Origin of the sequence: Secundilactobacillus kimchicus JCM 15530, assembly GCF_001433995.1 — a bacterium.
Taxonomy (GTDB): Bacteria; Bacillota; Bacilli; order Lactobacillales; family Lactobacillaceae; genus Secundilactobacillus; species Secundilactobacillus kimchicus.
Window position 1 is genome coordinate 38,882 of record NZ_AZCX01000013.1, and the last position, 22,314, is coordinate 61,195.

The 22,314-nt window shown below is 47.2% G+C and carries 20 protein-coding genes; 17 read left to right on the forward strand and 3 right to left on the reverse strand.

Translation table 11 applies throughout. The annotated features are described in order from the left end of the window. Nucleotides 1–70: 70 nt before the first annotated feature. From acpS to FC96_RS11630, 4 genes are all read left to right on the forward strand, one after another. Nucleotides 71–427, forward strand: a complete 357-nt coding sequence (gene acpS, locus FC96_RS11615) for a holo-ACP synthase (RefSeq protein WP_056943118.1) — start codon at nucleotides 71–73, stop codon at nucleotides 425–427. 7 nt (nucleotides 428–434) lie between these two features. Then, the gene (gene alr / locus FC96_RS11620) at nucleotides 435–1,556 is read left to right on the forward strand and encodes an alanine racemase (protein ID WP_055679761.1); all 1,122 of its coding nucleotides are present in this window, start codon (nucleotides 435–437) and stop codon (nucleotides 1,554–1,556) included. Between the two features lie 74 nt (nucleotides 1,557–1,630). Next, nucleotides 1,631–1,915, forward strand: a complete 285-nt coding sequence (locus tag FC96_RS11625; RefSeq protein ID WP_055679762.1) for a hypothetical protein — start codon at nucleotides 1,631–1,633, stop codon at nucleotides 1,913–1,915. Between the two features lie 6 nt (nucleotides 1,916–1,921). Next, nucleotides 1,922–2,317: a type II toxin-antitoxin system PemK/MazF family toxin gene (locus FC96_RS11630; RefSeq protein WP_055679763.1), complete on the forward strand. Its 396-nt coding sequence runs from the start codon at nucleotides 1,922–1,924 to the stop codon at nucleotides 2,315–2,317. Nucleotides 2,318–2,369: 52 nt separating this feature from the next. Here the strand turns inward: FC96_RS11630 and cbpA are convergent, their stop codons facing one another. After that, on the reverse strand, nucleotides 2,370–3,011 hold the full coding sequence (cbpA, locus tag FC96_RS11635; protein ID WP_056943119.1) for a cyclic di-AMP binding protein CbpA: 642 nt from the start codon (nucleotides 3,009–3,011) through the stop codon (nucleotides 2,370–2,372). A gap of 156 nt (nucleotides 3,012–3,167) precedes the next feature. Here cbpA and FC96_RS11640 point away from each other — a divergent pair, with 156 nt between their 5' ends. Then, entirely contained in the window at nucleotides 3,168–3,893 is a 726-nt protein-coding gene (locus FC96_RS11640; RefSeq protein WP_056943120.1) for an SGNH/GDSL hydrolase family protein, read from the forward strand. 140 nt (nucleotides 3,894–4,033) lie between these two features. Here the strand turns inward: FC96_RS11640 and FC96_RS11645 are convergent, their stop codons facing one another. Further along, nucleotides 4,034–5,416, reverse strand: a complete 1,383-nt coding sequence (locus FC96_RS11645) for a L,D-transpeptidase family protein (RefSeq protein WP_056943121.1) — start codon at nucleotides 5,414–5,416, stop codon at nucleotides 4,034–4,036. Nucleotides 5,417–5,553: 137 nt separating this feature from the next. Further along, nucleotides 5,554–6,504, reverse strand: a complete 951-nt coding sequence (locus FC96_RS11650; protein ID WP_056943122.1) for an L-lactate dehydrogenase — start codon at nucleotides 6,502–6,504, stop codon at nucleotides 5,554–5,556. Nucleotides 6,505–6,764: 260 nt separating this feature from the next. On the opposite strand from FC96_RS11650, the gene pth reads away from it, so the two are divergent. The 12 genes from pth to lysS all read left to right on the forward strand — a co-directional run bounded on the left by pth (nucleotide 6,765) and on the right by lysS (nucleotide 21,949). Then, on the forward strand, nucleotides 6,765–7,322 hold the full coding sequence (gene pth / locus FC96_RS11655; protein ID WP_056943123.1) for an aminoacyl-tRNA hydrolase: 558 nt from the start codon (nucleotides 6,765–6,767) through the stop codon (nucleotides 7,320–7,322). Between the two features lie 31 nt (nucleotides 7,323–7,353). Then, a complete protein-coding gene (mfd, locus tag FC96_RS11660; protein WP_056943124.1) occupies nucleotides 7,354–10,875 on the forward strand; it encodes a transcription-repair coupling factor in 3,522 nt (1,173 codons plus the stop codon). Nucleotides 10,876–10,882: 7 nt separating this feature from the next. Beyond that, the gene (locus FC96_RS11665; RefSeq protein ID WP_056943125.1) at nucleotides 10,883–12,472 is read left to right on the forward strand and encodes a polysaccharide biosynthesis protein; all 1,590 of its coding nucleotides are present in this window, start codon (nucleotides 10,883–10,885) and stop codon (nucleotides 12,470–12,472) included. 16 nt (nucleotides 12,473–12,488) lie between these two features. Further along, the gene (locus FC96_RS11670) at nucleotides 12,489–12,761 is read left to right on the forward strand and encodes an RNA-binding S4 domain-containing protein (protein WP_055679769.1); all 273 of its coding nucleotides are present in this window, start codon (nucleotides 12,489–12,491) and stop codon (nucleotides 12,759–12,761) included. Nucleotides 12,762–13,001: 240 nt separating this feature from the next. Continuing rightward, nucleotides 13,002–13,391: an FtsB family cell division protein gene (locus tag FC96_RS11675; protein WP_056943126.1), complete on the forward strand. Its 390-nt coding sequence runs from the start codon at nucleotides 13,002–13,004 to the stop codon at nucleotides 13,389–13,391. A 187-nt stretch (nucleotides 13,392–13,578) separates the two neighbouring features. Beyond that, nucleotides 13,579–14,055 carry a S1 domain-containing RNA-binding protein gene (locus FC96_RS11680; protein WP_055679770.1) on the forward strand — a complete coding sequence of 159 codons (477 nt, stop codon included), beginning with the start codon at nucleotides 13,579–13,581 and terminating at the stop codon, nucleotides 14,053–14,055. 53 nt (nucleotides 14,056–14,108) lie between these two features. Beyond that, the gene (tilS, locus tag FC96_RS11685; RefSeq protein WP_156403232.1) at nucleotides 14,109–15,491 is read left to right on the forward strand and encodes a tRNA lysidine(34) synthetase TilS; all 1,383 of its coding nucleotides are present in this window, start codon (nucleotides 14,109–14,111) and stop codon (nucleotides 15,489–15,491) included. Beyond that, nucleotides 15,484–16,023: a hypoxanthine phosphoribosyltransferase gene (gene hpt, locus FC96_RS11690; protein WP_056943128.1), complete on the forward strand. Its 540-nt coding sequence runs from the start codon at nucleotides 15,484–15,486 to the stop codon at nucleotides 16,021–16,023. The genes tilS and hpt overlap by 8 nt, the downstream gene beginning before the upstream one ends. 104 nt (nucleotides 16,024–16,127) lie before the next feature. After that, nucleotides 16,128–18,245 carry an ATP-dependent zinc metalloprotease FtsH gene (gene ftsH, locus FC96_RS11695; RefSeq protein WP_056943129.1) on the forward strand — a complete coding sequence of 706 codons (2,118 nt, stop codon included), beginning with the start codon at nucleotides 16,128–16,130 and terminating at the stop codon, nucleotides 18,243–18,245. 133 nt (nucleotides 18,246–18,378) lie between these two features. Then, complete coding sequence (gene hslO / locus FC96_RS11700; RefSeq protein ID WP_056943130.1) at nucleotides 18,379–19,269, forward strand: Hsp33 family molecular chaperone HslO; 891 nt, start codon at nucleotides 18,379–18,381, stop codon at nucleotides 19,267–19,269. 94 nt (nucleotides 19,270–19,363) lie between these two features. After that, nucleotides 19,364–20,359, forward strand: coding sequence for a tRNA dihydrouridine synthase DusB (gene dusB / locus FC96_RS11705; RefSeq protein WP_056943131.1), 996 nt, complete (start codon nucleotides 19,364–19,366; stop codon nucleotides 20,357–20,359). A 117-nt stretch (nucleotides 20,360–20,476) separates the two neighbouring features. Further along, the gene (gene lysS / locus FC96_RS11710) at nucleotides 20,477–21,949 is read left to right on the forward strand and encodes a lysine--tRNA ligase (RefSeq protein ID WP_082593639.1); all 1,473 of its coding nucleotides are present in this window, start codon (nucleotides 20,477–20,479) and stop codon (nucleotides 21,947–21,949) included. The last annotated feature ends 365 nt before the right edge of the window (nucleotides 21,950–22,314 follow it).

Below are 22,314 nucleotides of genomic sequence, written 5' to 3' on the forward strand. Positions count from 1 at the left end.
CCCCTTGACGCATTGCGGTCAGTCCTCTATTGTAAAAAGGTTGAAGACTAACAGAACGGAGGATCTCATCGTGATTTATGGGATTGGGATCGATATTGAAGAGATTTCACGCGTTGCAGAGGTCAATGCAAGCCAGCGTCAGTTTATTGATAAATTGTTGACCGCTAAGGAAAAAGCCGTTTATGAGAGCCTCCAAGAGACTCGAGCGGCCGCTTTTTTGGCCGGTCGCTGGTCCGTGAAGGAAGCTTATAGTAAGGCGTTGGGAACCGGGATCGGTAAAACGGTCGGATTTCAAGATATTGAAGTATTGGATGATGCGGCTGGAAAACCGGTTTTTACGACCCATCCATTTGATGGTAAAGCGTTCGTGTCCATCTCCCATACTGGTCAGATGGTGGCAGCACAGGTTGTTTTAGAGAGGGGTTAGAAAGATAATGGCAGTTGGAAAAACGCGTCCTAGTCGATTGATCATTGATCGGTCGGCCATTTACCAAAACGTTAAAGAGGCGGTTGACCGGTTGGATGATAGGACCGAATTGTTTATGGTCGTGAAGGCTAACGGGTACGGTCACGGCGCTGTTGAGACGGCTCAGGCCGCCATTAAAGCCGGGGCCACTGGGCTGTGTGTTGCAATCTTAGATGAAGCGCTTGAACTTAGAACCGCTGGATTCACAGTGCCGATTTTAGTGTTAGGAATTACAGCACCTCAGCATGCTGCAATCATGACCGGCCATCAAATTTCGGCAACGGTGGGCGATGTCGAGTGGTTACGACAAGCAAAGGACACACTGGCAAAGGCTGGCGTAGAAGAGCCCCTGCACGTTCATATGGCCCTCGATACGGGGATGGGCCGCATTGGCCTTCAAGATCCCGCTGATTTGGGGGCGGCTGTTACGCTCATGACCGAAGACCCCGCTTTTGATTTTGAAGGGATCTTTACCCACTTTGCGACGGCCGACTCTGCAGATACAGCTTATTTTGAAGAGCAGTTGGCACGCTGGCACGCTTTTATGGCGGTTCTTGAGAAGCGGCCTCGGTATGTCCACGTTTCCAATTCAGCCACTAGTATTTGGCATGCCGTTTGCAACGGTAATATAATTCGTTATGGCGTAGCTGGCTACGGGCTTAATCCTTCAGGGGGCGAATTGACGGTTCCATATCAATTGCATCCCGCAATGAGCTTAACGAGTCAGTTAGTGTATGTAAAGAAGATTGCAGCAGGCCGCTCTATTAGTTATGGCGCCACTTATACTGCAAGCGAAGATGAATGGATTGGGACGTTGCCGATTGGGTATGCAGACGGTTACGAGCGCCGCTTACAGGGATTTCATGTATTAGTTGATGGCCAGTTCTGCGAGATTGTGGGGCGGATCTGCATGGACCAATTAATGATTCGACTCCCACGAGAATATCCAGTCGGAACGAAGGTCACCATGGTCGGAACAGATCAAGGGCAGCGCATTTCTCTTCAGGACGTGGCCACTTACTGTGACACCATTCATTACGAAATTGCTTGTGGCTTTACTGCTCGCTTACCACGGGATTACCGCAATTAATGTGACAAACTGTTATGTTTTATAAAAATATGCTAAAATAATGGCAACATAGGACGTTATTTAGAGGTCAAATTATGAGAAGTTACAATGTGGTGAAACGCACCATTTCAAGAAATCGCAAGCGTCAATTAACCGAAACGTTTGGTGGCATTCAATTCTTAGCTTCCTTGCGGTCACGCTCGAGTCTGGAACTTAGACGAGACGACATTGTCGCTATCGAGTCGTTGATTGCGGGATATCAGGAAATGGGTAGCCTGAACATTTCAATTGTACGCGAGTATGCACCCGTTGAAGAGGAGGCTGCAACTACGTGGCTAAATCAGCTAATCTCGTCTGGCCTATCAATTGATCGGGGGTGATCGTGGATGGCAAAAAGCGACATCAAGCGTGGTGATATTTACTACGCTGATTTATCGCCGGTCGTCGGCTCTGAACAGGGGGGCATGCGACCGGTGTTAATTATTCAAAACAACATTGGGAATCACTACAGTCCAACCGTGATTGTCGCTGCGATTACGGCTCGGATTTCAAAGCCCAAAATGCCAACTCATGTTGGGATAGCAGCGAAGCACGCGGGGATCGAAAAAGATTCGGTTATTTTAACAGAACAAATTCGAACGATTGACAAGCAACGACTTAAAGACCGGGTGGCGCATCTTGATGACACAACAATGCGCAAGGTTGATACAGCGTTACTAGTCAGTATTGGGCTTAACAAGGGGTCAGCCCGAAACGATAATAAGCATAAGAAACACGCCTAGTTACATAAATAAAACACCGATCACGAAACTAAACGTGGTCGGTGTTTTTTCACTAAACTTCGTGGTTTAGATCTTCGATTTCAGGGACTTGGTACCCCTTTCGATGAAGGGCTTTAACGATCCGATCGCGTTTTTCTTCATCGACGTCTGCTGGTAGTGTGAACATAATTCGATGGACAAGTTCGCCCTCTTGAGCATCCAGGCTAATAACGCTGGCGATGTTCGTATACTTCGTGATCACTTTGGCAATGGCGGCTAAGTCACCGCGATCGCCTGGGGAAACAACCGTCAGAACGTATGAACCGACATTGACGTTCCAGGATTGGGATAGCATATCCAAAAGACGAGTATGCGTTAAAATCCCGTAAAATTTATTGTTAGCATCTAAAACGGCAATGAACGGTAAATCTTTGATAGAGAAGAAAACGTTAAAAAAGGCCGCGTTAACGGAAACAAACTTTGTTGCATTTTTTAATAGGGTTGTAACGGGCAATTGCATATCACCACCCCGTGATTTGTGGCGGTAGATGTGCATCTTATAAATGTTGCCCCGAAACATGGTCCCCGTTTCGTCTAAGATGGGAACACACCGGTAGCCAGAGTCTTCTAGCACCTTCAAAGCATCCTCTAAGGTGACGTCCTCGCGCACAGTGACAAGGCGTTCTTTTGGCTTGACTAAGGATTTCAACAGCATGGTGAGTGGTACCTCCTAAAAATTAGAACTCTCTAATAAACTACCAATATCATATCACAAATCTGGTCATTAAGGGGCGTTGGGAGGTATTTTCGCTTAATTCTCTGGGAGTTAGGTGGTAAAATGAACCTAGTCTAGAGGGAAGTAGGAATTGTAATGGGAGAACATACAAAACAAAAGCCGCCTTTGATGCGCCGGTCTAGTTTTTGGATTGGCGCGATTATTTTGGTTGTGCTGATTGGGGCTGCAACGGTTGGCCGGGGCACTATTTCGGGTTGGTTAACGCCCCATACAACAAAGACGGTTAAGCCGAAACCAAAGCCGAAACCGAAACCGGTAAAATTGACGCCCTATGAGAAAAAAGTGGCCGCAAAGTATCAAATACCAGCGCAAGCCACGGCTCTGGCACATGTGGCGCCTGTCACAGCAATCGGTGATTCGGTGATGGTTGACATCATTCCAGAATTAAAGCAGGTATTTCCCCGAGTTCACGTGAATGGTCAAGTTGGCCGTCAGTTTTATGAACTACCGGGGATTGCTAGAACGTTGAAGGCTCAGGGGAGTCTGGCCCAAAACGTCGTGGTTAACCTCGGCACGAACGGACCACCGGAAAAAGCGGATGTTGCAAAGTTTTTGAAGGTTGTGGGTCCCAAACGGCAGGTTTACTGGATCAATACACACGTTCCCACCCAAAAATGGGAGCATCAAACGAACACGTTAATTGATCGAACAGCCAAGGATAACGACAACGTTCACGTTGTTGATTGGCACACCTTAAGTAAGGGCCACACGAAGTGGTTTGCGCCAGACCACATTCACTTGGAAGAGGCCGGCGCCAACGCCTACGTTGGGTTGCTCGCCAAAACAATGGCTGAAGATTAAAATGAATGCGCGATGAAAAGAGCGGTGGACTTGGTACTTATCAGGCCCATCGCTTTTCTGCGTGATCGAACGCGTGCGGCTAGCAAAAAAAGTTCCGAACCTGATTTTATCTCAATCAGGTTCGGAACTTTTTAATCAAGCTAGTAGATGACAACTGGTGTGTTGAGCGCAACAGTCGCGAAAACGTGTTTCATAACGGCTGGCGGGGTATTCACGCAACCGTGAGAACCGTGACTCTTATACCAAGTGCCACCGTATTGGGGTTGCCATGGAGAATCGTGAATGCCGACGCCGGTATTATCAACGGGCATCCAGTAACTCACCTTGGATGCGTACTTAGACCCGTCATCGTTGAGCCCGCGTAACGTTGCATTGCGCTGCTTGCTCCAGACGACGTAAACCCCAGAAGGCGTTGTGCCCTTCGGCGGCTTACCAGTAACGACGGCCGTTGAAATGACTAATTGACCATTTTTGTAAATCCACATGTGTTGTTTGGCCTTGGAGACCTCAACGTAGGTTTTTCCAATATCGGCGCCATTTTTATGGTAACCGGTTCCCTGAATGGTTGGGGTCTGAGTGACGTTTTGGGTCCGCATGGTGGTGAGAACAGCGGGCTTCAGACGCTTAACTGTCGCAGCAACCTTGATGCTCCAGCCGTATAGACCAGCTGGAACAGCGACAGTCCCGCTATTTGTCGTTTTGAAGCGGCGGGTTTTTGAGACGGTGCCGTACTTTTTACTTAAGGCGCTAACGTATTTGGTGACAGCGCCGGTTTTAAGGGCCAATTGGCCATTTTTAGTGGTCAACCAACTTGCGACGCGTTTCGTGCTGACAGGGTGTGCTTTGCCAGCAAGTTTAAAGGTCAGCGTGTGACCCGCGATTTTTTGCGCGTTGGCCTCGGCCCGACTCAAACTGGCACTTTTAGCCGTGACGCTTGGCTTAACATAGGCGTTGCTGAGTTGAAGTTGCTGGGTGTCTGCTTCCAATGCCTGCATTAACGCTTGTTTGGTACTGGTCAGCGTAACGGCTGTGCCGTAAACGGGCTTCGTGACAGTGAACTGGCCGTTGCGATAGGTTAAATGCGCGTTTTTAGAAGTCGTTCGCGGCGCCTGACTTGCAGTGGCCACAATTTGGCGGGCAACATTGTTGAACCGAGCCTGGTTGACATTGGCACTATCGACGCCATGTGTGCTGGCGGTCGCCGTGGTCAAATGCAATGGCCATGCCCAATTATTTTGTTGGGCCATGACGTGTGACAACTCAGTTTGGGTTGGCGTATGCACACCAGCTTGCCGAGAAGTGAATGTCGCAATCTTTTTGTGATTTTCGACCACGGTGTATCGTTCATCAGCTAAGTGACCCTTCAACATCTGAGCGGCTTCGGTTGTCGTTTTACCACCGACATGGACGCCACCAATGACGGTATCGCTTAAAAAATGGCTATTATAATGGGCACTCCGAATGCCGTAAGCCGCAGCCAAGAACAAGACAAGGCCGAGAATTGTTTTTGTTGATCGTTTCATAAGAATCCCCCGATTAGATTAGGTTAACACTGATTAAGATTACAGCATTCTGACGGCTTCTGCAAACTTTTGTTCGGATAAATTAAAATAGCTCACGGCATTTGCCGTGAGCTTTAAAAGTTGAGTCGGTGGTGAGATTAGTCGAGGGCGGCCAAGCCGTCTTTAGTGACTTGCTTAAGCGTTTCAGCTGATTTTGCCATTTGGTCTTTTTCACTGTCTGACAGTGGAATTTCAATGACTCCGGCAAGTCCATCAGCGTTAATAATAGCCGGTGTGCCAATAAAGATGTCGTCCAAACCATATTCACCATTCAAGGCAGCCCCAACTGGTAATACGGCGTTTTCATCACGCAGTATTGCCCGGGTAATCCGCATTAATGCGGTAGCCACACCATAGTAAGTGGCGCCCTTCCGGTTGATGATTTCGTAAGCTTTGTGACGTGTTTCATCTTCGATGGTTGCGAGTTCATCGTCAGAAACCCCTTGTTCCTTAGCAATGGTTAATAGTGGCTTAGAGCCAATTGTTGCTTCGGCATAAGCGGCAAATTCTGAATCCCCGTGTTCGCCAAGAATGTAAGCCTCAACGTTCCGTGGGTCAACGTTAAACTTCTTGCCTAATGCAACGCGAAGCCGTGAGGTGTCCAGAGAAGTTCCTGAACCAATCACTTTTTCCTTAGGGAAGCCACTAAACTTCCAAGTTGCGTAAGTCAAGATGTCAACGGGGTTAGCAGCAACGACAAAGATGCCATCAAAACCGGAGTCCACGATTGGCTTAACGATTGAAGACAAAATCTTTAAGTTTTTGTTCACGAGATCCAGACGGGTCTCACCCGGTTTTTGAGGGGCACCGGCTGTAATCACAACCAAGTCGGCATCCTTTGCATCACTGTAGTCACCTGAACGAACTACTTTAGGGGCGGTGAAAGCTTGCGCATCTTCGAGGTCCAATGCGTCGCCTTCAGTCCGTTCCTTAACAACGTCCACGATCACTAATTCTTCGGCTAAACCTTGTTGCATTAAAGCAAATGCGTAAGCGGAACCAACGGCACCGTCACCCACTAAAACAACTTTTTGGTTAAATTTTGACAAGACAGCCACTCCTTTATAAGTGATATTTGAAACCGCTCTAATTGTATCATGAAAAATTTAATTGTGCCTAGCCGAAAGCCGGATTTAAAGGAAATTCAAATCAAGCTCTAATGATGCATGGCCGGGCGCTTTGTGCTATACTTTTTAGGATTAAGAGTCGTAAAAAATAGTCATGCTGAACGGAGGTTCATACCGTTCAGCTCTTTTGCATGTTTTAAAGAAAATACCGATTAAATTGTTAGTTTGGAGTTTTGATAATAATGAAGATGATTGTTGGATTGGGTAATATTGGCCCACAATATAAAGAAACCCGGCACAATACGGGATTTATGGTCTTAGATTCATTTGCTGCTGAAAACGGGTTCGAGTTTACCACCCGCAAAATGGACGCTAAGCTAGCGAACGGCACAATGAACGGTGAAAAAGTACTGCTTGTTAAACCGACCACGTTTATGAACGAATCTGGCAGAGCGGTTGGCCCGCTGATGGATTTCTATAAGCTTGAAATTGATGATTTGATGGTGATTCAAGACGATATGGACCTGCCACTAGGGCGACTGCGCTTACGAGATAAGGGATCTGCTGGTGGGCATAACGGGATTAAGAGCATCATTGAAGCGTTGGGCGATAGTAATTTTGGGCGCTTAAAGGTGGGCATTGCTCATCCGGCGCGGCAAAGTGTGGTTAAGTACGTTTTAGGAAAGTTTGATACTGATCAGCAAGCAACGTTTAACCAGGTTCGAGATAAGGCCGTTTCGGCCCTCGGTGACTGGGTGGCTGGTGCACAATTTTCGGACTTGATGAATCAGTACAACTAGTTACGACGGCACTAGAAGGGAGAAAAGGGCGATGCAATTAACCGATTTTATAACGCAAACGGCGGCCTACCAAGAGTTGGCTCAGGGACTACGACCAGCCTCACGCCAACTTGTCACTGGGATCGCAGGGTCTGCAAGAACCCTTTTGATCAAGTCACTCCTTGCTGATCAGGCGCTGGCGCAGTCGATTGTTTTTGTGACGGATACCATGTTTCATGCTGACCAGCTCGTTGACGATTTGAGCAACGTCCTAGATAATAATCAATTATACGAATTTCCAGTAGAGGAACTTTTAGCAGCCGAAGTGGCGACGAGTTCACCAGATTTTTTGGCTCAACGGATTCAAGCACTAAGCGCTCTTAGATCCGACCAACCCGTGGTTGTTGTGACCTCGGTATCGGGGATTCGACGTCAGCTGCCAGTTCCCACTGATTTTGATGCTGCGCGTATCCAACTGACAACCGGAATGGACATTGAGTTGGACGACCTAATAGTGAGCCTCCAAAAGATGGGGTACCACCGGCAAAAGTTAGTGGATACGCCGGGAGACTTTGCGGTTCGGGGCGCTATTTTAGATATTTACCCGTTGGATTTAAGCTACCCAGTTCGGGTGGATTTTTTTGATACGGAAATCGACTCCCTTCGATTCTTTGATGCTAGCACGCAGCGGAGCGTTGAAAATATTGAATCGGTGACCATTTTACCGGTGACGGATTTGTTGCTTGATGATGACCAGCGAACGGCAGCGGTTAGCCGACTCAATGCGGCGTTGACCGAACAAAAAGCGGGACTGTCAGAAGCTGATTTTGAACAACTTGAAAATACGGTCACACCGTTACTAGAAGATCTGCAACACGGTGGCGTGAATTCCGAACTGCTGCTCTTTCAGGACTATCTGTTTGATCACCACACGTTATTGGATTATCTCGATGAGAGCGGTCTACTGCTCATTGACGACTACCCGCGTATTCGGGAAGCAAACCACCAATTGGAAGAAGATGAAGCCAACTGGGCGACTGATAAGTTGGCGGTTCATCAGGTTTTTGCCAATCAGGTGTTTGGCTTGGACTTTCTGCGAGTATTAAAGAAAGACCAGCATGCTCAGGCCTTTTTCGCCCTTTTTCAAAAAGGAATGGGTAATATGCGATTCAGCCAGATTGTCAACTTTGTGACCCGGACAATGCAACAGTTCTTTGGCCAGATGCCGCTGTTAAAGCAGGAGGTTAAGCGCTGGCAGACGACGCAACAGACGGTTGTGATGATGGTGGCCAATACCGAACGATTAAATAAGGTGGGCCAAACGCTCACCGATTTCGGCATCACTAGCGTGTTGACCAAGGATGGTAATCTGCAGCCGGGCGCGGTTCAGCTAATTTCTGGTCAACTTCAAGCCGGATTTGAATTACCGGCAGCCAATCTTGTTGTTGTGACGGAAACAGAAATGTTCAAGAAGGTCGCCAAGCATCACAAGCGCCGTCAGACGTTAGCCAATGCTGAACGGTTGAAGAGTTATACCGACTTAAAGCCGGGCGATTATGTGGTCCACGTTAATCACGGGATTGGCCGGTTCGAAGGCATGCAAACGATGGCGGTCGACGGGGTCCATCAGGATTATATGACGATTGCCTACCAGAAGAATGCAAAGCTTTTTATCCCGGTGACCCAGCTCAATCTTATCCAAAAATACGTTTCTTCAGAAGATAAGACGCCTCACGTGAATCGCTTGGGGGGCGCCGACTGGGAGAAAACAAAGAAAAAAGTTGCCGCCAAAATTGAGGATATTGCAGATGATCTGGTGGCGCTTTACGCGGCGCGGGAAGCAGAAAAGGGATTTGCTTTTCCAAAAGACGACGACTATCAAAACGAGTTTGATAACGCGTTTCCGTACACTGAAACACCGGATCAATTGCGGAGTATCGAAGAAATAAAACATGATATGGAGCGTTCCCGGCCAATGGATCGCTTGTTGGTTGGTGACGTTGGCTACGGGAAAACAGAAGTGGCGCTACGGGCAGCCTTTAAAGCAGTGGAGGCCGGCAAACAAGTGGCTTTTCTCGTGCCGACAACTATCTTAGCGCAACAGCACTATGACACAATGGCGACGCGATTTGATGGGTACCCGATCAACGTGGCCATCTTGTCACGGTTCCAAACCACCGCCGAAGTGAAGCAAACTGTTGCGGGGTTAAAGGACGGTAGTGTAGACATTGTGGTGGGGACCCATCGATTGTTGTCGAAGGACATTGCGTTCAATGATTTAGGCCTCTTGCTCGTTGATGAAGAACAACGGTTCGGCGTTAAGCATAAGGAGCGTCTCAAACAATTGAAGTCGCAGGTCGATGTCTTGACGCTGACGGCAACCCCGATACCACGGACATTGCACATGTCAATGCTTGGCGTGCGGGACTTGTCAGTGATTGAAACGCCACCGGCTAACCGGTTTCCGATACAGACTTACGTGATGGAACAAAATGCGGGCGCCATTCAAGATGGCATTCACAGAGAAATGGCCCGTGGCGGTCAGGTCTTTTACCTGCACAACCGAGTAGATGACATCGAAAAAACGGTCGATCAGTTGAAACTATTGGTCCCTGATGCTGAAATTGGGTATATTCACGGTCAGATGACCGAAGCCCAGTTGGAAGGCGTCTTGTATGATTTTGTTCAAGGCACTTACGATGTTTTGGTGACGACAACCATCATTGAGACGGGGATCGACATTGCAAATGTGAACACCATGTTTATTGAGAATGCTGACCGGATGGGGCTGTCACAACTCTATCAACTCCGGGGTCGAATTGGTCGGAGTAACCGAGTAGCTTATGCGTACTTCATGTACCAACCTAATAAGGTGTTGACCGAGGTGAGTGAAAAGCGCCTTGAAGCCATTAAAGACTTTACGGAGTTAGGATCCGGCTTTAAAATTGCGATGCGCGATCTTTCCATTCGCGGGGCTGGTAATCTGTTGGGTAAACAACAACACGGATTTATCGATTCGGTGGGGTATGATCTCTATACCCAGATGCTGACGGATGCCGTGGCAACTAAGCAGGGGAAGAAAGCAAAGCCGAAGACAGATGCAACCGTTGAACTCGGGCTGGAGGCTTATTTACCAGACGATTATATCGCTGATCAGCAACAAAAAATTGAGATGTACAAACGAATCCGTCAAATTGAATCGCATGATGATATGGTTGAAATTCAAGATGATTTAATGGATCGATTTGGCGACTATCCGCAAGAGGTCGCTAACTTGTTAGCTGTGAGTCAGGTAAAAGTGCAGGCGGATACGGCTCTGATTAGCAAAATCCACCGGAATCACGACAAAGTAATCGTGGCCTTTTCGGCTAAGGGAACGGACCGATTCAGTGGGGAAGATGTTTTCAAGGCACTGTCTAAAACGCGCCTTAAAGCCACGGTAGGCGTTGAAAATGACCGACTAGTTGTTCGGTTAGTGATTCAACCGAAGATGACAGCCGAAGATTGGTTGGCTGAAGTGACGTTGTTTGTTAATGGTTTAAGCGACATGGTGACCGAGCTTTCGGTCGAGTAGGTGACTCATGAAAAGACGAAGTATAAGCCATGTGATGCAGGGAGCCGCACTGTTATCCATCGCCTCCCTCATTGCCAAAATTCTAAGTGCAGTCTACCGGGTCCCTTTTCAAAACATGGTCAGCAATACTGGGTTTTACGTTTACCAACAGGTCTACCCGATTTACGGGATTGGGATGACGATTGCCCTCAGTGGGCTACCAATGTTTATTTCAAAACTGGTTGCTGAAACGACCAATCCGGGGGAACAGCGTGCCTTATTGCAGCAGGTGACCTGGTTACTGAGCGGGTTTTCAGTTGGAGCCTTTTTACTACTCCAATTGTTTTCGGCGACAATCGCTCGCGGCATGGGCGACCTTGGATTGACGCCGATTATTCAATCAGTGAGCTGGATGTTTTTGTTTGCTCCAATTCTGTCTGTTAGTCGGGGGTTCTTTCAGGGCCACTTTGATATGGTTCCAACAGCCGTTTCACAGTTAATTGAACAAGTGGTCCGGGTTAGTGTGATATTATCCGTGGCGTTTATTGCGATGAAGTTGCATTGGAACGTCTATCGAATGGGCAGTTGGGCGATGAGTAGTGCTCCCGTCGCTGCGGTGTTTGCAAGTGCTGTCATGATCTATTACTGGCGTCGGAGTGTGGTTAAAAAAGTTGTCTCACAAGCAGCCCCCGTTCAGCAGTTTAGTAACACTGTCATTGCGAAACGGGTGCTAATTGAAGGTGGCGCAATTAGTCTACTGGCGTCAATGATGGTGTTGCTACAGCTGGTGGACTCGTTTTCAGTCATGCGGGGGCTGGTTGATGGGGGCTTACCCGCCATGGCGGCTAAAGCGTTAAAGGGTGTTTTTGACCGGGGCCAGCCGCTCGTTCAGTTGGGGCTAGTGGTTGCATCAGCTTTTGCATCGTCGTTACTGCCCTCGTTGACTGAAGCTTTGGGCCGGGGACGTCAATTGCAGTTTGAACGATTAGCCAAGACAGTGCTGCGCATCAGTCTTGTTATCGCAACTGCTGCGGCCGTTGGCATGATGGCATTGATGCCTCAGATTAATCAAGTCTTATTCGGGGATACGAGCGGTTCGGCCGCACTTGACGTGTATGCCTTAAGTGTCATTTTTGCGACGTTGATTACGATTTTAAATAGTATTTTACAAAGTATGAATCATTACCGAGAGACCGTGATTGCCCTAAGTATCGGTTTGGTTGTTAAAGCTTTTTTGAACCACTACATGGTCGTTCATTTCGGAATTGCCGGCGCCAGTTGGGCGACGGTCCTTGCACTAGCAGCCATGACCACGTTATTATTACAACGGGTTCCAGCGCTCAAGTCCGCTTTGCTTGACCGGCCGTTTATCACGAAATTGATTGTGACGAGCGGTGGCATGCTTTTAGGGGTCCGCCTGGCCGTGACACTTGTTCAAAGTTTAGGGCTGCCCCCCTTTAACTCGGGTCGCCTTGACGCGTTGGTGGTGATTGTCGTTGGTATTCCGGTCGGCGTGGCCCTATTTATTTGGCTAGCTGTGAAAAGTGACTTACTCACACCCCGGGAATGGTTGATGGTGCCATACGTGCCCACCTTATTGAAGCGTCTACACCGGTAGACGAACGGAGGAAATTATGCGATTAGATAAGTTTTTGAAGGTGTCACGAATTATTAAGCGCCGAACGGTTGCTAAAGAAATTGCGGATAAGGGTCGGATTTTAGTTAACGATCGGCAAGCTAAGTCGTCAACGGACGTTCGCGCTAATGATACATTGGTGATTAAGTTCGGTAACAAGACGCTGACGGTTCAGGTCCTGCAGCTATTAGATACCACTAAAAAGCAGGATGCTGAAAACATGTACAAAATCATCAGTGAGGATTATGAACAAGATTTTAGCGAGCGCTAAGACTTGGTCTTTCTAAATATAGAATCAATTAAACCAGCGGTAGATTGGCGTTCGCGCCAAGTCTGACGCTGGTTTTATTAGTGGCCGATGCTTGAAATTGAGGCGGTTCATTTAACAGCTAGATTGGTGGCTAAAAAAATATTACGGTTTGGTGACAAGTTTTTAATGAGTTGTAAAATGTAATGACAGGCTCCAGCCGGATTGCTATACTAAAACCAAGAATAATTTGGAGGGGTTGGCATGGCAAAACCGGGGAAAATTACGCAATTAGACAACGACTATACAAAACGAGTGCGGCAATCACACCAGAAAAAGACCGTGTTAACAGCCCGACGAAAAAAACGGGCGCTGATAATTGGTGGCTTTTTTTTAGTTTTTGTTTTAATTTTTGGCGTTCAAATTGTGCGGACCAAAATGGCGTTGGGCGACACCCGGCAGGCCATTACCCAATCTCAAAAAAACTTAACTGAGGCTAAAGCTGACAATAAAGCACTGACCCAGAAAGTGGCGTTATTAAACGATCGGGATTACTTAGATAAACTGATTCGGGCGAAATATTACTATTCAAAATCAAACGAAACCATTTATAGCTTACCGTCGGATAAAACGACGGATGTGTCGGTCAAATAATCAAGTCCATTTAGAGGTCACGAAGTTAGGCGTCGTTGCGCCTAACTTTTTTGGTAAATCGTGGAGTTTCCGTTGAGTTATAGAGAAAAGTGACGTTAAGATTAAAAATTCGTTGGAGAAATCACTAAGATTTTTTGGAGATGTGCTATACTGTAAGGTACATATTTGAAGGAGGAAATTCTTTTTTATGGCAATCGAGGTTGGGACGAAAGTTCCTGGTAAAGTTTCCGGAATTACAAACTTTGGCGCATTTATTGATTTAGGTGACCACAAAACCGGGTTGGTACACATCAGTCAAGTCTCTGACGGCTTTGTTAAAGACATTCACGATGTGTTAAGCCTTGGTGACGAGGTGACGGTTAAGGTATTGTCCATTGGCGACGACGGTAAAATTGCACTGTCGATTCGTCAGGCTCAAGACAAGCCTGCTCAGACTGAAAAACGACCCCGAACGGAACATCACAATGACCACCGTGGTAGTAATGCTTCTCATTCGCGTGGTAGTAATAATTCACGTGGCAATTCTGGTAGTCATTCGGCCAACCATAAGGAGAGTTTCGACGATCTAATGTCGGGTTTCTTAAAAGAAAGTGAAGACCGATTAGCCACCTTGAAACGAAACACCGAGGGAAAACGCGGCGGCCGTGGCGGTCGACGTAGCTAGAAGTTAAAGGGGAGGGGTCGCGCGGGTTGCGCGGCCCTTTTTAGGTGATTAAAATGACACTTTTACAGCGCTTAACACAAACTGTTTTGACAGCGGGATGGTGGTCGGCGGGGGCGCCGGTTATCGTAGCGGTGTCAACGGGAGTTGATTCAATGATGCTGTTAACGAGCTTGCAACAGCTACCAGACACTGTTCGGCCACGGTTGATTGTGGCCCATGTCAACCACCAGTTACGAGCTCAAAGCACCGAGGAGCAAGCTTTTTTGGCAGCTTATTGTCATCGCCACCACCTGACCCTTGAAACGGGGGTGTGGTCACTGGCTGACCATCCTAAAACGGGAATTGAAGCGGCTGCCCGTGATTTTCGGTACCGATTTTTTGACCAGGTGATGCGTCGCCACCAGGCTAAAGTTCTTGTTACCGCCCACCATGCGGACGATCAAGTAGAGACCATTTTGATGAAACTGATTCGTGGGGGCGATTTGAGTCAACTTTGCGGGATTGATCGTCAGCGACCATTTGGCGACGGTCAGTTGGTCCGTCCCTTTTTGTCAGAACCCAAGCAGACGTTATTAGCGGCGGCTAAAAAAGCGGGACTTAAATGGTATGAGGATGCCACAAATCACGAGCCGACGACGGTTCGAAACGAGCTTCGAACCGAATTAATTCCCGCTCTGGAAAAAATTAATCCGCAGGTTAAGGCGCATATTTTGGATTATCAAAAGCAGTTGGCTGAAACGATGGCAGTTGCTCAAGAAGCGGTTGCTGCTGATTGGCCGCAGATTTTTAACGATCAGGACCAGGGGCGAGTAGCTAATTGGTCTATGCTATCGATGACCAAGCAACGGGCGGTTCTACGAGAGTTACTTATGCGTCATCAATTAGTGGTTAAGAACGATCAACTCACTGAGATGGGCCAGTTATTAAGAAATCGGGATCGGCCACAAGGACAGTTGAGCTTAACTGCAGGCTGGCAATTTGTAAAACGGTACAACTCTTTTTATCTTTCCAAGGGGTTAAAACTTGGTAAAAAGACCGATTTTGACCAACAAAATATGGTAGTATCTAAGCAATGGACTCGGTTAATGAACAGCGCGGTCAGGGTAGTTCTAAAAGTCGATAGTGGTTGGAAGGAATCAGCCCGCGACACAATGACGGTGAGTTTAGCACCTAGTGATTTTCCACTCGTGGTTCGGGCGGGGGTGGCTGACGATCAGATTACGCTTAAAACGGGGGGGCATAAAACCCTTCGGCGGCTCTGGATTGACCGGCACTTACCTGTCGAAACCCGGTCAACAATACCGGTTGTGACCACTGCAAATGGTGAAGTATTATGGGTTTTAGGAGTTCAACGATCAGCGCGACCCATTGAACCGAGTCAATCAATTTTTCAAATCCAATTTAAACAAAAGGGTAAAGGAGAAGCTGATGAATAACGATATCGAGCGCGTTTTGTTTAGCCAAGAAGACATTCAAGAGGCCTGCCGGCGACTCGGCGCGCAGATTTCAAGGGATTATGAAGGGAAAAAGCCCGTGGTTGTTGGCGTTCTGAAAGGTGCCATTTTATTTATGGTGGATCTCATCAAAGAGATGGATATCATGACCGAGGTCGACTTTTTGGACGTTTCTAGTTACCATGGGGGCGTGGCGTCGACCGGTAGCATTACGTTAAACCGGGAAATTGAGACGGATATTAGCGGCCGTCATGTGATTATCGTCGAAGATATCATCGATACGGGCCTAACGTTGCAATACATGCTCAATTATCTCAATGCCCACCACGTCGCTTCTGCTAAAGTTTGTACATTACTTGATAAACCGGAGGGCCGGAAGGTCACGGCAAAGGCCGATTATGTCGGGTTTAACGTGCCTAATGAATTTGTTGTCGGCTACGGGTTGGACTATCAAGAATTCTATCGAAACCTACCCTATGTTGGCGTTTTAAAACCGGATGTTTATAGCGAATAAATAATTGGTCAAACATAGTCAGATGTGATAGACTAAATTTTATCAAGCCGGGATATTCCCGTAGCGGCCCTTGTTGTGGGGGACTGTGAGTAAGGAGGCACTAAATGAACAATCGGAGAAATGGACTTTTTCGCAACAGTCTATTTTATATTGTGCTCTTTTTGTTAATCATGGGGGTTTTCTACTTCTTCCAAGGCAACAATTCGAGTTCACAATCAAAGGAAATTCAATCAAGCGAGTTTGTCTCAGACTTGAAGAACGATAAGATTAAGGACTTTTCAGTTCAGCCAAGTAACGGCGTCTACAAAATTACTGGGTCTTATCGTCAAGCACAGAAGACAACAACGACGAGTGGGTTGATTCCGGGCAATAAGACGACGTCGGAGGTTAAAAACTTCTCGACGATGGTCTTACAGAACAACTCAACTGTCAGCGAGATTACCAAGTTCGCACAGGCGAATGACATTAAGATGAACACCAAAGCAGAGGAATCAAGCGGCTTTTGGTTAAACATTTTAGTCTACGTCTTGCCACTTGTTTTGTTAGTGTTCTTCTTCTACATGATGATGGGTCAAGCTGGCCAAGGTGGCGGTAATGGCCGAGTGATGAACTTTGGTAAATCCAAAGCGAAACCAGCGGATAGCAAGGAAAACAAAATTCGGTTCTCCGATGTTGCTGGTGAGGAAGAAGAAAAACAAGAACTTGTGGAAGTTGTCGAGTTTTTGAAGGATCCTAGGAAGTTTATTTCCTTAGGGGCCCGGATACCGTCGGGGGTTCTGCTTGAGGGGCCTCCAGGAACTGGTAAAACTCTGTTGGCTAAAGCCGTTGCGGGTGAAGCCGGGGTTCCATTCTTCTCAATTTCTGGTTCGGACTTCGTTGAAATGTTTGTCGGGGTTGGTGCTAGCCGGGTTCGTGACCTGTTTGAACAAGCTAAAAAGAACGCCCCTTCAATCATCTTTATTGATGAAATCGATGCAGTTGGTCGCCAACGTGGCGCTGGCATGGGCGGTGGCCACGACGAGCGGGAACAAACTTTGAACCAATTGTTGGTCGAAATGGACGGATTTACGGGGAATGAAGGGGTCATAGTGATGGCCGCTACGAACCGATCTGATGTTTTGGATCCCGCACTGTTACGGGCTGGTCGATTTGACCGAAAGATCTTGGTTGGTCGCCCTGACGTGAATGGCCGTGAAGCCATCTTGAAAGTGCATGCTAAAAACAAGCCATTGGCCAACGATGTTGACCTAAGAGAAATTGCGAAACAGACGCCCGGGTTCGTTGGGGCTGATTTGGAAAACTTGCTAAACGAAGCGGCGTTATTGGCTGCTCGTCGAAACAAGACCCAAGTTGATGCGACCGATTTGGATGAAGCTGAGGACCGGGTCATTGCCGGACCAGCTAAGCGAAATCGTGTTATCAGTAAAACTGAACGGGAAACCGTTGCCTACCACGAAGCCGGTCATACGGTCGTGGGGCTGGTCTTAAATGACGCTCGGGTTGTCCACAAGGTGACAATTGTTCCTCGTGGCCGTGCTGGCGGTTATGCGATTATGTTACCGCGTGAGGACCAAATGCTCATGAGCAAGAAGGACGCTATGGAACAGATCGCTGGTTTAATGGGTGGTCGGACTGCCGAAGAAATCGTCTTCGATTCGGAATCTTCAGGCGCCTCTAATGACTTTGAACAGGCGACTCAGATTGCTCGCGCTATGGTAACCCAGTACGGGATGAGTGACGAGATTGGGACAGTTGCCCTTGAAAGTGCCGGTAGCCAACCGTTTGCAGGCGCTGCTTACGGTCAAGGCCCAGCTTTCTCTGAAGCCACTGCGGCTAAAATTGATGACGAGGTTCGGCGAATTATCAATGAAGCTCACGACACAGCGCGTCAGATTATCTCTGAGCACCGCGATAAACATCAGTTGATTGCAGAAGCACTCTTGAAGTATGAAACACTCGATGAAAAGCAAATTCTAAGTTTGTGGGAAACTGGCGAGATGCCATCCGATGACAAGGAAAATGAATTTCCGAGCGAAAAAGCCGCCACGTTTGAGGAATCAAAGCGTGAGTTGGAACGCCGTGAGGCTGAACGACAACGGCAGATGACCTCAAAAGATGACGATCAGACGCCATCATCAGATGCCTCGGATGAAGCTGAGACACCGGATGATACGGATGACAGTTCGCATTTTGATGATAGTAATCCGTTTGGTCGACCTTAACGACTAAAAAGTGTGAGTGCGAGCTCACACTTTTTTTCTGCCAATAGCCAAGTAGCATCCAGGCTGTTGGCGTCAATTTTTGTGGTATGATGTCAGACGGACTTGAGACGATTTAAATAAAGGAGAAACTTGAATGGCTGATTATTTAATAAAAAGTGTCGTAGACGATGGACAATTTCGAGCATATGCCGTTGATGCGACTGCCTTAGTTGGTGAGGCCCAACAGCGACATGATACCTGGCCGGCTGCTTCTGCGGCTCTCGGGCGGTCACTAGTGGCCACGTTACTTTTATCAGAATCCGTAATGAAGGGTGACGAAAAACTGACGGTTCGTATTAACGGGGGTGGTCCAGTCGGAGGACTTGTTGTGGATGGTAACGCCAAGGGCACGGTGAAGGGATACATTCAAAACCCCCACGTCAACTTACCACTGAATCCCAACCATAAGATTGATGTCGGCAAGGCAGTCGGTCGAGACGGCTTTTTGGCAGTGACCAAGGATTCGGGCATTGGAGAACCGTACACTGGTCAAGTTGCCCTCGCGTCTGGCGAAATTGGCGACGATTTCACCTATTATTTGGCGCAGTCTGAACAAATTCCTTCAGCCGTGGGCGTCTCGGTATTTGTGAATGAAGATAATAGCATTCAGGTGGCTGGTGGTTTTTTGGTTCAAGTGATGCCGGGCGCATCAGATGAGGCGGTTGGCCAACTCGAACAACGGCTAAAAGAAATGCCAATGGTGTCCGAACTCTTATTAGCTGGCCAAAAGCCCGAAGATATGTTAAACCTGCTATTTGGTCACGACCGCGTTAAGGTCTTAGAAAAGGTACCGGTTAAATTTGAATGTGATTGCTCGAAGAAAAAATTTGCCAAGGCCTTAGCTAGCATTCCCGTTTCCCAGTTAACGGAATTGATTGAGCAGGACCATCACGCTGAAACGGTTTGTCGGTTTTGTGGTAACAAGTATCAGTTTAGCGAAGAGGAACTTCGCGGTATTCTAGAAAGTGCAACTGGCGAAGCCTAACATGAGTGGGATTTTTTTCGAGGATGTGCTATTATTACTATCGCAGTTTGTGAAATGAGTCGAACAAAAATTTAGGTTAGGATGAGGTGATCAGATGGAATGGCAAATTGGCGACGTTAAAATTGACAACCAAGTTGTTGTTGCGCCGATGGCAGGGGTAACTAACTCCGCGTTTCGCATGATCTGTAAGGAGTTTGGGGCCGGGTTAGTCGTTTGTGAAATGATTTCTGACCGCGGCATTATGTACCACAATCAAAAAACGCTCGACATGATGTTTGTTGATGCTAGTGAGCATCCAATGAGTATTCAAATTTTTGGTGGCACTAAGGAAACATTAGTTAATGCAGCAAAGTTTGTGGACCAAAATACGGCCGCTGACATCATTGATATCAACATGGGCTGCCCGGTTAATAAAGTTGTCAAGACGGATGCCGGGGCAAAATGGCTCCTTGATCCAAATAAAGTTTACGAAATGGTCTCATACGTTACCGACGCAGTGAAGAAGCCTGTAACCGTTAAAATGCGGATTGGTTGGGATGATCAACACGTTTTTGCGGTAGAAAACGCATTAGCTGCTGAACGGGCAGGGGCATCTGCACTGGCCATGCACGGTCGGACGAGAAAACAAATGTATCAGGGCCAGGCTGACTGGGACATTTTAAAACAAGTCGCCAGTGAACTGACGATTCCGTTTATGGGGAATGGTGACGTTAAAACCCCAGAGGATGCCAAGCGGATGATCGATGACGTTGGCGCAGATGCCGTCATGATTGGTCGGGCTGCTATGGGAAACCCGTGGATGTTAAAGCAAACCCAGCATTATCTTGAAACCGGCGAACTGATTGAGGAACCAACGCCGGTTCAAAAAATTAACACTGCGAAGGAACATTTACACCGACTCGTCGAATTAAAGGGCGAAAATGTTGGTCCCCGAGAGTTCCGTGGCCAGGCTGCGTACTATCTCAAAGGGATCTCTCACTCGGCGCGGGCGAAAGCAGCACTGAATAGTGCTGATACGGAACAGGAAATGATTGATATTTTCGATGGCTTTTTAGATAAGTTATCAGCCCAACCAGTGAGTGGTCGTTAGAATTTATTTTTAAAAGCAAGCGTAATTGAGCTTGCTTTTTTTAGTGAGAGTTGTCATGATTGATTGGTAGAAAAGAATTCAGGAGGGTTTAGAGTGGCTGAGAAGAATGAACGAGAAATGAATGATCAACTCCGTGTTCGCCGCGAGAAGATGCAAGAACTGCGGGATAATGGGATTGATCCGTTTGGACACCGGTTCGAGCGGACCTATCTTGCGCAACAATTGCACGATCAATTTGGTGACGAGGATAAAGACGAATTAAATGACGCTGGCAAGACAGCTGTTATTGCCGGTCGGATGGTCTCCAAGCGTGGCAAGGGGAAGGTTGGCTTTGCTGACATTCAAGACCGAACTGGCCGGATGCAGATTTACGTTCGAAAGGACATTTTAGGCGACGATGTTTACCATATTTTCAAACGTGCCGATATTGGCGATTTTTTGGGAATCGAAGGCGACATCATCAAAACGGATTTGGGCGAATTGACTATCCGGGCGACGAAGCTGACGTTTTTGTCTAAGGCGCTTCGGCCATTACCTGAAAAGTACCATGGCTTACAGAATAAGGAACAGATTTACCGGCAACGGTATCTGGACTTAATTTCTAACCAAGACAGTTTTGACCGCTTTATTAAACGGAGCAAGATTATCTCAGCCATTCGGGCCTATTTAGATGGCAGTGGGTTTACAGAAGTTGAGACACCAGTCCTTCATAACCAAGCAGGGGGCGCTAGTGCCCGGCCATTTATTACCCACCATAATGCGTTAAATATTGATCTGTACTTGCGGATCGCCCTCGAGTTACACCTCAAGCGGCTGATTGTTGGTGGCATGGAACGCGTTTACGAAATTGGGCGGGTATTTCGAAACGAGGGAATGGATACTCGGCATAACCCTGAGTTTACGATGCTTGAAACTTACGTTGCTTACTTTGACTTCCACGATGTAATGGATGAAACGGAAGGCATCTTTAAGGCGGCCGCTGCAGCGGTTAGTGATGACAACCAGATTACCTATCAAGAGCACACCATTGATTTGAACAAGGACTTTGCTCGAATTCATATGGTCGACGCCATCAAACAGTACGCAGGCGTCGATTTTTGGCCAGAAATGTCGGTTGAACAAGCGCGTCAGCTAGCTGATGACAATGGAATTCATTATGAAGATTACTGGCAAGTTGGCCACATCATTAATGCCTTTTTTGAAGATCTCGTTCAACCAAAGCTAGAACAGCCAACCTTTGTGTATGGTCATCCAGTCGAAATTTCTCCGCTGGCAAAGAAAAATCCAGATGACCCTCGGTTTACTGACCGATTTGAACTATACATTTTAGGCAATGAATTTGCGAATGCTTTTACTGAGTTAAACGATCCAATTGATCAACGCGAGCGGTTTGAAGCTCAAGTGAAGGAACGTGAAGAAGGAAATGATGAAGCCGAAGGAATCGATGAAGACTTTATCGAAGCCTTAGAGTATGGTATGCCGCCAACTGGTGGTTTGGGGATTGGGATTGATCGGTTGGTTATGTTCTTAACGAACGCGGAATCAATTCGGGACGTTTTATTGTTCCCAACCATGAGACCGGAAGATTAATTGCTTTAATAACGTGATGATTTTGAAATAAGAAGAAGTCCGTTTGACTCAGTCGAACGGGCTTTTTTGTTTGCCCACTGGGCTAGGGCTTATAGATTTGAAAGACAAATAGTGGATGCTATTCAATAAAATAGCGTGTCTGGGCGGTCAATTCAACGGGATTAGTGATATTTATTCGAAAAGTTTCACTTTACTGTTGACCAGCTAACGTTTTCTTGATATGATATTTCACGTTGCTTAAGACAAAACCAACGGCATGAATGATTATTCAAAAAGGTTCATAAATAGCCGTTGACTTTGCTTGAACGATGTGGTAAATTATAATAGTTGTCAAGAAGACAGCTAATCAGTAGACCTTTGAAAAC

Excerpts from the sequence above, each read along its gene's own strand:
- alr (WP_055679761.1), top strand. The coding sequence starts at position 435 with ATGGCAGTTGGAAAAACGCGTCCTAGTCGATTGATCATTGATCGGTCG.
- FC96_RS11625 (WP_055679762.1), top strand. The coding sequence starts at position 1,631 with ATGAGAAGTTACAATGTGGTGAAACGCACCATTTCAAGAAATCGCAAG.
- FC96_RS11630 (WP_055679763.1), top strand. The coding sequence starts at position 1,922 with ATGGCAAAAAGCGACATCAAGCGTGGTGATATTTACTACGCTGATTTA.
- cbpA (WP_056943119.1), bottom strand. The coding sequence starts at position 3,011 with ATGCTGTTGAAATCCTTAGTCAAGCCAAAAGAACGCCTTGTCACTGTG.
- FC96_RS11640 (WP_056943120.1), top strand. The coding sequence starts at position 3,168 with ATGGGAGAACATACAAAACAAAAGCCGCCTTTGATGCGCCGGTCTAGT.
- FC96_RS11645 (WP_056943121.1), bottom strand. The coding sequence starts at position 5,416 with ATGAAACGATCAACAAAAACAATTCTCGGCCTTGTCTTGTTCTTGGCT.
- pth (WP_056943123.1), top strand. The coding sequence starts at position 6,765 with ATGAAGATGATTGTTGGATTGGGTAATATTGGCCCACAATATAAAGAA.
- mfd (WP_056943124.1), top strand. The coding sequence starts at position 7,354 with ATGCAATTAACCGATTTTATAACGCAAACGGCGGCCTACCAAGAGTTG.
- FC96_RS11665 (WP_056943125.1), top strand. The coding sequence starts at position 10,883 with ATGAAAAGACGAAGTATAAGCCATGTGATGCAGGGAGCCGCACTGTTA.
- FC96_RS11670 (WP_055679769.1), top strand. The coding sequence starts at position 12,489 with ATGCGATTAGATAAGTTTTTGAAGGTGTCACGAATTATTAAGCGCCGA.
- FC96_RS11675 (WP_056943126.1), top strand. The coding sequence starts at position 13,002 with ATGGCAAAACCGGGGAAAATTACGCAATTAGACAACGACTATACAAAA.
- FC96_RS11680 (WP_055679770.1), top strand. The coding sequence starts at position 13,579 with ATGGCAATCGAGGTTGGGACGAAAGTTCCTGGTAAAGTTTCCGGAATT.
- tilS (WP_156403232.1), top strand. The coding sequence starts at position 14,109 with ATGACACTTTTACAGCGCTTAACACAAACTGTTTTGACAGCGGGATGG.
- hpt (WP_056943128.1), top strand. The coding sequence starts at position 15,484 with ATGAATAACGATATCGAGCGCGTTTTGTTTAGCCAAGAAGACATTCAA.
- ftsH (WP_056943129.1), top strand. The coding sequence starts at position 16,128 with ATGAACAATCGGAGAAATGGACTTTTTCGCAACAGTCTATTTTATATT.
- hslO (WP_056943130.1), top strand. The coding sequence starts at position 18,379 with ATGGCTGATTATTTAATAAAAAGTGTCGTAGACGATGGACAATTTCGA.
- dusB (WP_056943131.1), top strand. The coding sequence starts at position 19,364 with ATGGAATGGCAAATTGGCGACGTTAAAATTGACAACCAAGTTGTTGTT.
- lysS (WP_082593639.1), top strand. The coding sequence starts at position 20,477 with ATGAATGATCAACTCCGTGTTCGCCGCGAGAAGATGCAAGAACTGCGG.